This is a genomic window from Aquimarina celericrescens (assembly GCF_042682765.1).
Taxonomy (GTDB): Bacteria; Bacteroidota; Bacteroidia; order Flavobacteriales; family Flavobacteriaceae; genus Aquimarina; species Aquimarina celericrescens.
In genome coordinates this window covers 253604-265795 of the sequence record NZ_JBHUHY010000016.1, presented here as the reverse complement: position 1 = coordinate 265795, position 12192 = coordinate 253604, and the positions used below count along the sequence as shown (strand labels likewise).

Sequence of the window (12192 nt, the reverse complement as noted above, 5' to 3'; positions counted from 1 at the left end):
AATGCTCTTTTTTACTTATAGCCAATAGGCGTAATTGTAAATTGAGGACCGCATATATGTAAGCAGTCCTCAATTATTAAAAATCATACAAACTCAAGATACTGAGTTAATTTCTATAATTTAAAAACATAGCATTGTACGCCTTCGTACTTAAAACCAAAATTTTTAACCGCATTATTCCCTTCTCCCTTATCTGTAGTGTAGAGATAAGTATCCTTATTGCGATATCTATATAGTGCTACTGTACCATCTTTTGATTTTTTATAAACATAACCAGCTATCCCTTCGTACTTTTGGAAATAATTATCTCCTTCAGATTTATTAGTTGTGTAAAAGTAAGTAACTTTTGATCCGTTATAACTAACAAACCTGTATAGAGGTACTATGTCTGTATCATTGCCTATTCGGCTGTTCAATACATAAAACGCATTTCCTTCGTCTCGATAACGACTGGATTGTTGTCCTAAACTATTAATTTCATTTTGATCATAAGTATAAAAATATGTCTTACCAACGTTATCGTAGAACCTACGCATGGTCTCGTCTCTTAACTTAATCTCATAAAATCTTACAAAATCCTCGTATTTTCTCAAAACGGCAATTGATGAAGGCAAATTATATGTATTACACTTTAAGGCTGATTCCTTATTGCTGGCTGCTTCTGATCTTAATTGTTTTGCCAAATTCCTTGTTCCAGTATCGCCGGCATTATCAACAATTACATCCATTACTTTATATACATAATCCCATTCGTTTTTGAGTTTTATGCATTTCTTAGCAAGTGTAGGATCATCGTTAAACCCTCCTTGTGTTATATATTTGCTGTAGTTAGAGGTTTTTTGCGCTAGTACTACAGAATTGAGAGGATCAGTTTTAACATGATTAGTGAATCTTTTTAATTCGTCGATATATGTCTGAGGATCACTAGTAATACTTTTATCTGGTGTGAATCCTGATGAATTAGTATCAAAATCGACTGTTTGAACCTTGGATAACAATCTTTCTGATTCTACTTTTTGCTTATCAGTACCAAAACCTATCCCAAAAACTTTTAAAATACCTAATCCAAATCCAGCCTTGAGTGTCTTTCTCTCGTACTCAGTTAATAAGGTACTATCAAAATTAAACACGAAATTAAGAGAAGCACCATATATAGCACTTTCAACATACAAATCACCATATTTCTCTCTAAATCTATCGGTATCATTTTTAGCTAGATTTTTGGCTGTACTAGTCAAGGACTCATATCCAGGTTTACCTAGAACATCATACTTTGAGGTAACTACATCTATTTTTACGATGACCGAAACTTTATTTTTATCTTCTGTTGAAACCTTTGTCAGTCCCGGCTGGTAGTAGAAGTTAAAATCGATATAATCTCGATATTTAAAATTAAGACCTAGAGAATCAGCGTTTCCTTTTAATTTGTAGAGATTATAGGTGTCTTCTACGTAAGCATAGCTACCTGATACTGCTTTCAGATCAGATGGAAGGTTTGACTTAACTATGGCCTGATTTCCACCTTTATGCTCAAAGGGTGTGGCGTACAATCGAGATTCTCCTGACGTAAAACCGTATCCGGCCCCAATAAATGTGCCATCGTCTAATTGATAACCTTTTTCTGTAGCAATAGATTCTGTTGTTTGTTCTATGCCATCATCTTTGTCACAAGAATAAAACATGGTAGTTATCGCCAGCGCGAATATAAATCGTTTTTTCATTTTAATAATATTTAAATTTAAGTTAATTGAGTATGATTATTGATCAATATCTAAATGTAAATATATAGTCATATGCACCCTCAATTTTACGTGTTGTTATAAAAGGAAAGGTTTTACTGTTAGGTGTGAGTTTTTGTTGTTAACGGAAAGTTTCTGTTAGAAATACAAAGTATGATATAACTTTTAACTGGTCTGACCAACTCATTAATATGAGTAGTAATAGCTAATATTGCTATTGCAACACCAAGAATTTGAACTTAAAAAACTGAGTTATTTGTTTAATTTAAAGAAATATTTAGGATAATAGAACAGTATATCTTTTGATACAACGATTTGTTGTATCTTAAAATTAAGCTTTTTTGATTTTGAAGTAAATGCCTAAACCTCATGATTTGATTGTAGTACGTTAGTACTGTAAAAAAATCTATTCTTCAGTCCTGTGGTTAGTTAAAAAGTGAATATTTATATATTGTGGAATATCGTCACTAATATAGGATGACCAAATGCCTTTCAATACTTGGTAATAGACAGTATATTGCACATCATTACCTATGTGCTTTCAATGCAGAATAGTTTCTTACGTTAAGAACTTTACTGGTAAATAATCAGAAATAAATTTTAAGCCTAGATGATCTAGAAGAAAGATCGAATTTAGATATGTTTAATCTAAAGAATTCCTCTAGGCTCTGCCTCGGGATTTCCTATTTACCTCCCCTTTGGAAAGGTCGAAACGGCTTTTTCGCAGTTTCGGGTGAGGTAAAATATAATATTTCAGTTTTTGGTGCTAAGATCAAAATGAAATCGGCGAAATGTCTCTATGGCTCTGTCTTGAGGATAGTCGGTTTCAAGAATTTTTTATTAGAAAACCAGGTATGCCTTCAAAAGTATAAAAAACTAAAAATTGCAGGAATTAACATGTTTTTATGAAGCTTGATATCATTGATCATAAAACAAATAAGGAAAAGCTCGCTTTTCCTTATTTGGAGACATACAGAAGATAAAATTGCCAAAGAATTGAATCTTACTTGCGGTCTTGGGGTTTCAGTAGAAGTTTGTTTTTATAACTAGTTTTGTAAAGAAACTACTCCAAAAGGATTGAGTCCAGAATTTGTAACAAAGGATTGTTTAAATTTTCCATTTTCAATTTTCCAGATGGTGGCTTTTCTAGAATTGGCTCCAGAAAACGAAATGATTAATCGTTTTCCGCTATCTGTAATAGCCAAGTTATGCGGTGTTTCGAATTGTGTATTTAGAACATCGGATCTTTTTAGGGTCTTTCTGTCTAGAATCGTTACCTTTTTGTCTTTAATACTTGTTACAAATAGATATTGATCATTACCTGTTATGCCGTGAGCCGATGATAATGGGATCGTACATTTTCTATCTAAATTAAGATCAAACACTACTAATCTGTTGGCATTTTGAACAGGCACATAAACTCTATTTTTGATTGTAAAAAGATGTGCATCTCCACCTACTGTAACTTTTCTAAGCAATTTGAGATTGTCTGTATCGTACATGAAAATTAAACTTTTTTGGTCTCCAATTAGAACAGTTACATATGCTCTTCTTCCATCTTCAGAAATAACAACATCATGTTGTTCAGCATCTCGAGAAATATTTGTAGGAAGTTTTAAGTTTTTAATGACTTTATATAATGTTAGATCTATAACAGAAGTCGTTTTACTTATGATATTGTTCACCCATAATTGGTTTCTGTTTTTGTTAAACCACATATGAAAAGAGCCTTTTTCGACCTTAATTCTTCCCGTTAGCTCCAAGTTATCTTTTCTATATACCCATACCAGGCCTCGCTCAAAATCTGCAACATAAATTTCATTGGTTTGGTTTGTTGCGATATACGTGGGTTGGGCGTTGCCAGGAATATTGATGTTTCTAATTTTTTTAGCATTATTCGCATTGAATAAGGATAGCGTTCCAATGTTGCGATTAGCAACTAAAAATTTAGAATTAGAAATTTGTATAGATTTTTCTTTAATGTCGCGAGATTCGAAGTTTTCTTTAATGGGGTCTTCTTTTTCACATGCTATGTATGAAAAACTTATAAATACCAGGATAATTAAGAGATTTAATTTTTTCATAATTTTTAAACTATATTGAATAGCTTTTTTGAATTTTAATTAGAATTTTATTAAGGTTATTTTGGATTTTTTTAATTTGATGAAAGTTTAACATATCCAACTTTACCTTCTTCTACATATTGTCCAGAGGCTAGTACAGAAGTTCTTTCGTTTGCATCTGCGGTATAAAAATGGCGCCCTGTTGGGGTATGGTTAAATCGATATAGCGGTACTGTGCCGGCTACTTGCGTTTTGCTTATATAGGTATCGCTTCGATAAAGAACTCCTTGAGAATAGAATATATCATTGGTAACATCTATCCAACTTTTGTTTAATAGTCTTCTTCTTTCATTTTTATCTGTGGTCAGGATCATATCGGTTTGAGCGTGATTTTTCAAAAAGTATAATTTGATAGGATCTATAGACCTAAGGTTAGGAGGTAATAAAGGTGAAGAGGGATTTCTCTCCACAAAGGCTACCTGAAATGCAAATCCCTGAAATCTTTGGTTTAAATGATCCCCTATAAAAAAGAAACGGCCTATGCTTTTTGTGAAGAAAAGGTTATAGTATCCAAATATTTGTGTACCTGGATCATTGGTTCGAATAATATTTTTGTTATATGGAGAATTAGCTCCAGATTTAGTTAAGTTTTCTTCTATCTGATTATCATTTACCAAATAGGGCTCATTAATATTCTCTTGCTCACAAGATGAAAAAATGAGCACAAACCAAAAAAGCATTAATGTAGTAATCGATTTTAGAGTTTTCATAATATAGAATTTATATATTGGTGTGGTAAAAAAAGCCAATATTCTTTTTAAGAATACTGGCTAATTTTACATGTAAATATCCCGTTGTGTATTATGATCCAAAATGGTATTCTCCTATTTCTTACTAGATTTTTTTCAATTCATTTAGAAAATTATTGGGAGCTTACTCTTTTCTTAATAGTTCTTTCATAATACAAAGGGTTCAAGCTTATATTGTTTTTAATTATTATCTATGCGGTAAAGTATACCCGATAGTACCTTCTAGTACAAAACCAAAACCTCCTTGCCCTAGTTCATTAGGATCAGTAGTGTAGAAATGAATCCCATTCTTATTATATCTAAGTACGGGAACTCTTCCTGCTGCATTGTTTTTGTATATATATCCTGCAATACCTTCATATGTATATCCTTGACCTCCCGTTGCTCCATTTAATTCGTTAAAGTCGGTCGTATAAAAATAATCTCTAACACTAGGATTATTATAGCGATACAAGGGCTGTTTGTCACTATCATTTTTTCTGCTATTATCAAAAATTCTGGATTGTATACCTTCAACCCTAAAGTCATTGGTACCTTCTCCTATCTCTCTATAATCATAAGTATAGAAATATCCTGAACCAACTTTGCTTCTGTTTCTAAGCCATAAAGGCGCCCCTCGAACACCACTATATATTCCATAGACATTATATAATGCTATTTTGTCCACCAATAAGAACGGTCTCTCAACCCCATCAGGCCGACAAGATAGCATCCACGAGTTTGCAACAGGTGCTCTTGGAGTACCAGGTACTATAAGAACAGTTCCTCCTTCGTTTACTCGAGGACCACCACAACTAAATGATCTATCTTCGGCATCGGTATGTCTAAATCCAATCGTATGACCTAACTCATGGGCAGCAAGCGTTACATTGTTACCTACAGCACCAAGACGACGGCTATTATATGTGATCGTAGAACCAGGATTACCGTTTGAAGGCCAACTTCCTAATGCATTAGCATTTGCAACAGAACCAGTTAATGTTCTAATTCTAAATACAATATCTGCATTGTTTATATTAGTTGTTTCTGAAAAGCGTAATGTTAAGTTTAAAACATTATACCTATTTAATGCAGCTTTGATGGCATTTTTGTTGGACGAGCTGAAATTGGATGCAATATATACCCTAAGGGTTCTAATAGATCTATTGTTGGATACCAAACTTGTACGAACAAAGTGCTTTGAAGAATTTTCATTACTACCTTTTTTAAATTCTTCAATATTTTCGTGTGATATAAAAATATCACCTTCTACGATATATCCGTTTTCATAAGAAATAATATCATGCGTATCAAAACCATTTTTCTTTAAAAGATCGATAATTTCTTTAGAAACTTTTTCCTGTTGTTCTACCGATAGTTCTTCGGTTATTTGTTCTTCGTCTCTTTCACACGACCAAAACACTATTATAAGAATGAAGGAAAATAGGATTCTCGTGAAAAGATGAATCGTTGAGTTTAATTTAAGATGTTTCATTGTTAATTTTTTAGTTAATAGTTATAATTTGTGCACTGCTAAATATCTAAAGAAAACGGCTTCTGAGTTAAAATTTGTTAGGAACTGCAAGGAATACTCTATAATCCACAATCTTTTGTGGTTAAAAGAAAGTTAAGGAAGTTTGCTTTTGTAAATTTTGAAGTAATTCTAATTTAAGAATAATCAAAAATTAGTATCTTAATTTAAGAAAGCGACTTATAAAAATGAGTCGTTTTTGTTTTTTAAGCAATTTTTGGGAAGAGACGGCTATAAAAAAAGTTATGTTGAGATATTGATTTAATCTTAACGTAATCAATGAAAATGTGTTAAAATAAATGCTTTTTTGTCTCTAATTACCAAATTTATCAACCGAAAACGTTTTAGTTTTTCAGCAAATTAGGTTATTACTATCAATAACGATAGATTTGGCTTCGATGACAAAAAAAGTACAAAATATAGCGGTATTAACCTCAGGAGGAGACGCTCCGGGAATGAACGCTGCAATCCGGGCAGTAGTTCGTGCATGCAGTTATTATGACATAAAATGTTTTGGTATATTTAAGGGCTATGAAGGTTTGATACATAATGAAATTGAAGAGCTAAATGCTCGCTCTGTACGTAATATTATCAATAAAGGAGGGACGTTTCTTAAATCAGCCCGTTCAAAAGAATTTCGGTCCATAGAAGGAAGAAAGAAGGCTCATGTTAATTTAGTTGAAAATAGTATTGACGCACTTGTAGTAATTGGTGGTGATGGTAGCTTTACTGGTGCCTTGAAATTATCAGAAGAGTTTAATTTTCCAGTAGTAGGTATTCCGGGTACAATAGATAATGATATTAATGGTACAGATTATACGATAGGCTACGATACTGCACTTAATACTGTAGTAGAAGCGATAGATAAGATACGAGATACTGCAAGCTCTCATAATCGATTATTTCTAATAGAGGTAATGGGGCGTGATGCCGGAGATATAGCCCTAAATGCGGGTATAGGAGCAGGAGCCGAAGAGATTTTAATTCCTGAAGAAGACATGGGAGTTGACAGGCTTATAGAATCGCTTAGAAAAAGTAAGAAAACCGGAAAAACCTCTAGTATTATAGTTGTAGCAGAAGGGGACAAGTCTGGAAAAAATATTTTTGAATTAGGAGAATATGTCGAGGAGCATCTTGACGACTATGAAGTACGAGTGTCGGTTTTGGGGCATATTCAAAGAGGAGGTGCACCAAGCTGTTATGATAGAGTACTAGCCAGTAAACTTGGCGTAGGAGCAGTAGAGGCTCTGTTAGAAGGTAAAAGTGAAGTAATGATTGGTATTGTTCACAAGAGTGTGACAATTGTACCACTTAAAGAAGCATTGGATAAACGATTACATAAACATGATGGACTAATAAAAGTTGCCGATATAACTTCGGTATAATTTTATATAGAATTACTTTTTAAATTAAACAACTAAATTTTTAGATATGAGTACGTTAAAAATTGGAATTAACGGTTTTGGTAGAATAGGAAGAATTGCCTTTAGAATTGCTTCTAAACGCGATAATATAGAGATAGTGGCAATTAATGATTTATTAGATGTAGAGCACTTAGCTTATTTATTAGAATATGATTCTGTACATGGTAGATTTGATGGTACGATTGAGGTCAATAATGGAAATCTTGTCGTAAATGGTAAAGAGATTCGTGTAACTGCAGAGCGTAATCCTGAAGATCTTAAATGGGATGCAGTGGGTGTAGATGTTGTGATGGATTGTACAGGTATTTTTACTACATTGGATACTGCTGATGCACACTTAAAAGCCGGAGCGAAGAAAGTAGTGATTTCAGCTCCATCTAAAGATGCTCCGATGTTTGTGATGGGAGTTAATCATGATGACGTAAAAGCTTCAGATACTATTGTTTCTAATGCTTCTTGTACTACAAACTGTTTAGCTCCTTTGGCCAAAGTAATTGATGATAATTTTGGTATTGAAGAGGGATTGATGACTACAGTACATGCGGGAACTGCTACGCAAGCAGTGGTAGATTCACCATCAAAAAAGAACTATAGATTAGGGCGTAGTGCATTAAATAATATTATTCCTTCAACCACAGGTGCAGCAGTAGCAGTAACAAAAGTGATTCCTTCATTAAAAGGAAAGTTAACGGGTATGGCGTTTAGAGTGCCAACGGCAGATGTTTCTGTAGTAGATCTTACTGTAAAAACCAAAAAGTCGGTATCGTATGATGAGCTTAAAGCTGTAGTGAAAAAAGCATCAGAAAATGAGTTAAAAGGTATTTTAGGATATACTGAAGAAGATGTTGTGTCTCAGGATTTCGTAGGAGAATCGCAAACTTCTGTTTTTGATGCTAACGCAGGAATAGCGCTTAATGATAATTTCTTCAAGCTTATCTCTTGGTATGATAATGAATATGGATACTCTACTAAGTTAGTTGATTTATCGACTTTAGTAGGTAATCTTTAAAAATCTTTTACTATTATATGGTTTAATTTACTGTCTTATAGAGCGTAGTCGAGAGATATTTATCGCAGAGCTACAAATACATGTCGACTACGCTCCGTATGACAATCTATTTAGTTTTTGAATATTATTTTTCTCTTTGCTAATAACAAACAAACTTTGAAATGATCTTATTAACCGACGGAGGTTCTACTAAATGCGATTGGATTCTTCTTGACGAGTCTGGAGAAATCGTTTTTAAAACCCGTACAGAAGGCTTAAATCCTGCTGTATTTGAAAAATCTTTACTTGAAGAAAGAATTAGAGCCAACGACGAATTAACCTCTTATCGTGAGAAAATTGATAAAGTTAATTTCTACGGGGCGGGATGTGGCACTAAAAAGCCTGCGGCGATGCTCAAAAAGGTATTACAAGATTTTTTTGTAAATGCAACCGAAGTTATAGTTAAAGAGGATATGGTGGCTGCAGTTTATGCGGCTACGACCGAACCAGGTATTGTTTGTATTTTGGGTACCGGTTCTAATAGTTGTTATTTTGATGGGGATGATATTCATATGTCAGTAGATTCTCTGGGATATATCCTCATGGACGAGGCTAGTGGAAATTATTTCGGAAAAAGATTGATTCGAGATTATTACTATAAGAGAATGCCTCCAGAGGTTGCTTCAGAGTTTGAGAAGCGTTTTGATCTTTCTTCAGATGCGATAAAAGAGAATTTATATAAAAAGGATAATCCAAATACGTATCTGGCTACCTTTGCAGAGTTTATTTTTACCAGTGAGCGTAACGGATACTTTTATAAAATTGTAACCGAAGGAATTCAGGAATTTGTAGAAAATCGAGTATTATGCTTTCCAGAAGCACAAAATGTACCTATTCACTTTATTGGATCTATAGCTCATTTTAGTGAGGATATCATTAGAGCCGCTGTGTGGCCTTACCATTTAACAGTTGGAAACATTGTTAGAAGACCTATTGATGGAATTATTGATTACTATCGTAATGAGGTTATAAAAAAAAAAGTAAATAACGTTTAAAACCAGGTTTTTGGCATCGTATGATTTAGCATTACTCTGGTTTCTACACCTTGGATAGTGTCGATAAATAGTAGTTCAAAAAAAATGTAATTCGCAAATCAATTTATTAGTAAATTAGAGACTAAACTTCTTCGTTGAATCTGCCCATAGCATCACTTACAACATAATGGATTTAACTTAGGTGTCCAAAAGTTTGATGACCTGAAGATTTTGTTTTTTCAATCATATTATGATAAAGCTCGTTGAACCAAATCTAATGCTTTTTTAGAATACGAAAGTTCTAGGGCAGCTTTATGACCCTTTTCTGACATTTTGCGCCAGGTTTTTTGCAAAATATCAATAACTTTTTCATCGGTATGTTTTTCTGAAAATTCTTCAAAGTAATATTTAAGAAAAACCAGGCATATTACGTCTTCGAGTGTTTGTGTCTCTTCATCTTTTTTTAATTTTTTTTTCTGAAGTAAAAAAGTAACTCTATTGATCACTTCAGACTCATAACCCACTTCTTGAAGAATTTTTGAAGCTTTTATAGCATGAAATTTTTTAAGCTCTTCTCTCCATTGAAGATATCCCACTCGATCCATCGGATAGTTATCTCTGGGAATCTCCCAACGGCAAATGTGTTGAGATCGGGCTGCTAATTTTAATGATTCTGAAGCGTTTGGTTCAAACTTTTCTAAAATCTGTGTCATTCGCTGCCCGTAAATTAATTCCTTGGGTACAAGTGATCCGTGTACTTCTTCTGTATTCGGATCTTGTGCGTTTGCTTTATCAAACAACGAATAGGCTTCAGATAATGTATGAGTTGGCATAAAAGTAAATGATTTGGTATACTAACAAAGTTAGTGCATTTTAATACGATTTATGCATGGTAAGCATACAATGAGGTTTTAAGAAGTAATGAATATAGGTTTTTTCATTATTTTTTAATATAGTATCCTTTAAACTAAAAAAGTAGTGGTATTTGCCATAAGTCAGCGTTACGATAGATTTTCTATCATATAAACTAAGTTGAATGCAACAACCAATGTGCATGGCAATAATGTAAATTCAGACCTCAATCTAAATTCATACTTCAAAATGCATAGATTTTCTTTCAACAGGGAGGGCTGATCTCTGTTTTATACTCATTTTTTAAACGTTGAATTACCAAATAAATAATTTATGCAATTGATTTTTTAATAAAACATAAATTTTTTATGAATACCCTATTTTGAAAAGGGTTTACTTTTAATTTTTACTACTTTATGTATAGATTTGCTTAAAAAATAAGGGTATAATTTTTATGAATACTAATTTTTTAGATAAAACACCCTTTTTGTAAAAAGTGTTCAAAATTCAAATAGTTATGTTTTTTAAACATTTAATAGTAACCAAATTTTATGCATATGAATTTAGATGAAGTAATTATGGCGTCAATCGCAGAGTTTTTGGATGTTGAAGTACATAGGGATACAGAAACCTTGGATTTATCATCCAAAATCGAAATTGTTAGAAAAAGAATAACAGAAAAAGTGAAAAATACTACGAACAATACTTTTACTAAAAATGGTTCGATGAATTACGAATATGAAATGTTTTTTAGTAGTAACCCAAATGATATGATCAAAATCGATGGCTGGATACCAATAGAAACCGAGAAAATTGGAAAATCAGATAAGATTTCTGAGTATATAGAAATTGGCTTATTACGTAAAGCTAAAACACATTATAGTTAACAAACATCGGTTAGATACTTTTCAGTACAATTTATTGTTGCATTTTCCGACCATGATTAATTCATCGTCGGTTTTTGTATTTTAAAAAATGTATTCATCGATGAAAATCCCGGTCTTTTACCAATATATCATCAGTTACAAAAGTATCTACGAAAGTACTTTCAGATGAAAATTGTTTGTGCCTGTATTGTAATTTTAGAGTGTCTTTATCAAGTTTGAGAATCTTAAAATACTTATAATGATTTTTAATATTCATGACTTCTGGTAATTGATTACTTGTCCATTTTAAATAAGATTTTCCATTATCATAAGTGACCATTTCCCAATTTCCTATCAGAGAGTCACCACAATTTTCTTGTTCGCCGTTATTATCTTTAAATGTCAAATTGGATTTATAAGTAATTTTGTAAGAAAGAAAGCAGCCTGCCATATTCATTCGCGTGCCATCATTATAGCGCCATGCAAGTTTCCAGGTTTTTCCGGATGTGGTTGCCAATAATTCGGTTGCATTTTCTGGCAATATGTATCGTTTTTCTTTTGAGTTCGTGCATGAAAGTGTGTTTATTATTAAGACTATAATAAGTACAATTAACCTATGTTTTTTCATAAGAGTTGATTAGTGTGTTTATGTTATCAAAAATTATACCTATTTAATCAAAGACGGGATTGTTAATACTTCTGTGTAAAAGTATTCTGTTCATTGTTTTTATGTGTTGAATTAAAATTTATTTTTATCACTTTATTTAAAAGACTGTCTTTTATAATCATCAATCTTTTGCTCTTACTATACATCTGAAATATGACAGAATATGTGCTTTTAACAGAAGATCAAAATTATTTTGTTGAATATCTTATTGGTGAACTTGTATTATCTAATAGCATTAGC

10 protein-coding genes are annotated in these 12192 nt (G+C 32.5%); 4 read left to right on the top strand and 6 right to left on the bottom strand.

The features are described 5' to 3' along the window. Positions 1-113: 113 nt before the first annotated feature. The 4 genes from ACFSJT_RS16200 to ACFSJT_RS16185 all read right to left on the bottom strand — a co-directional run bounded on the left by ACFSJT_RS16200 (position 114) and on the right by ACFSJT_RS16185 (position 6085). The gene (locus ACFSJT_RS16200) at positions 114-1721 is read right to left on the bottom strand and encodes a hypothetical protein (RefSeq protein WP_378321380.1); all 1608 of its coding nucleotides are present in this window, start codon (positions 1719-1721) and stop codon (positions 114-116) included. Between the two features lie 1064 nt (positions 1722-2785). Continuing rightward, entirely contained in the window at positions 2786-3823 is a 1038-nt protein-coding gene (locus ACFSJT_RS16195; RefSeq protein WP_378321379.1) for a YncE family protein, read from the bottom strand. Between the two features lie 71 nt (positions 3824-3894). Beyond that, on the bottom strand, positions 3895-4572 hold the full coding sequence (locus tag ACFSJT_RS16190; protein ID WP_378321378.1) for a hypothetical protein: 678 nt from the start codon (positions 4570-4572) through the stop codon (positions 3895-3897). A gap of 226 nt (positions 4573-4798) precedes the next feature. Continuing rightward, positions 4799-6085, bottom strand: a complete 1287-nt coding sequence (locus ACFSJT_RS16185) for a M57 family metalloprotease (protein WP_378321377.1) — start codon at positions 6083-6085, stop codon at positions 4799-4801. A gap of 434 nt (positions 6086-6519) precedes the next feature. Between ACFSJT_RS16185 and pfkA the strand changes: the two genes are divergently transcribed. The 3 genes from pfkA (at position 6520) to ACFSJT_RS16170 (ending at position 9588) form a co-directional block, all read left to right on the top strand. Then, complete coding sequence (gene pfkA, locus ACFSJT_RS16180) at positions 6520-7506, top strand: 6-phosphofructokinase (RefSeq protein ID WP_378321376.1); 987 nt, start codon at positions 6520-6522, stop codon at positions 7504-7506. 46 nt (positions 7507-7552) lie between these two features. Next, positions 7553-8554 carry a type I glyceraldehyde-3-phosphate dehydrogenase gene (gene gap, locus ACFSJT_RS16175; protein ID WP_378321375.1) on the top strand — a complete coding sequence of 334 codons (1002 nt, stop codon included), beginning with the start codon at positions 7553-7555 and terminating at the stop codon, positions 8552-8554. 161 nt (positions 8555-8715) lie between these two features. Beyond that, positions 8716-9588: a BadF/BadG/BcrA/BcrD ATPase family protein gene (locus tag ACFSJT_RS16170; RefSeq protein WP_378321374.1), complete on the top strand. Its 873-nt coding sequence runs from the start codon at positions 8716-8718 to the stop codon at positions 9586-9588. Between the two features lie 227 nt (positions 9589-9815). On the opposite strand, the gene ACFSJT_RS16165 is transcribed toward ACFSJT_RS16170, so the two are convergent. Beyond that, positions 9816-10400, bottom strand: coding sequence for a DUF4202 domain-containing protein (locus ACFSJT_RS16165; RefSeq protein WP_378321373.1), 585 nt, complete (start codon positions 10398-10400; stop codon positions 9816-9818). 576 nt (positions 10401-10976) lie between these two features. On the opposite strand from ACFSJT_RS16165, the gene ACFSJT_RS16160 reads away from it, so the two are divergent. Further along, entirely contained in the window at positions 10977-11306 is a 330-nt protein-coding gene (locus ACFSJT_RS16160; protein ID WP_378321372.1) for a hypothetical protein, read from the top strand. Positions 11307-11400: 94 nt separating this feature from the next. Here ACFSJT_RS16160 and ACFSJT_RS16155 read toward each other — a convergent pair whose 3' ends face one another. Further along, complete coding sequence (locus ACFSJT_RS16155) at positions 11401-11913, bottom strand: hypothetical protein (protein WP_378321371.1); 513 nt, start codon at positions 11911-11913, stop codon at positions 11401-11403. Positions 11914-12192: the final 279 nt, after the last annotated feature.

Excerpts from the sequence above, each read along its gene's own strand:
- pfkA (WP_378321376.1), top strand. The coding sequence starts at position 6,520 with ATGACAAAAAAAGTACAAAATATAGCGGTATTAACCTCAGGAGGAGAC.
- ACFSJT_RS16195 (WP_378321379.1), bottom strand. The coding sequence starts at position 3,823 with ATGAAAAAATTAAATCTCTTAATTATCCTGGTATTTATAAGTTTTTCA.
- gap (WP_378321375.1), top strand. The coding sequence starts at position 7,553 with ATGAGTACGTTAAAAATTGGAATTAACGGTTTTGGTAGAATAGGAAGA.
- ACFSJT_RS16165 (WP_378321373.1), bottom strand. The coding sequence starts at position 10,400 with ATGCCAACTCATACATTATCTGAAGCCTATTCGTTGTTTGATAAAGCA.
- ACFSJT_RS16155 (WP_378321371.1), bottom strand. The coding sequence starts at position 11,913 with ATGAAAAAACATAGGTTAATTGTACTTATTATAGTCTTAATAATAAAC.
- ACFSJT_RS16160 (WP_378321372.1), top strand. The coding sequence starts at position 10,977 with ATGAATTTAGATGAAGTAATTATGGCGTCAATCGCAGAGTTTTTGGAT.
- ACFSJT_RS16200 (WP_378321380.1), bottom strand. The coding sequence starts at position 1,721 with ATGAAAAAACGATTTATATTCGCGCTGGCGATAACTACCATGTTTTAT.
- ACFSJT_RS16190 (WP_378321378.1), bottom strand. The coding sequence starts at position 4,572 with ATGAAAACTCTAAAATCGATTACTACATTAATGCTTTTTTGGTTTGTG.
- ACFSJT_RS16170 (WP_378321374.1), top strand. The coding sequence starts at position 8,716 with ATGATCTTATTAACCGACGGAGGTTCTACTAAATGCGATTGGATTCTT.
- ACFSJT_RS16185 (WP_378321377.1), bottom strand. The coding sequence starts at position 6,085 with ATGAAACATCTTAAATTAAACTCAACGATTCATCTTTTCACGAGAATC.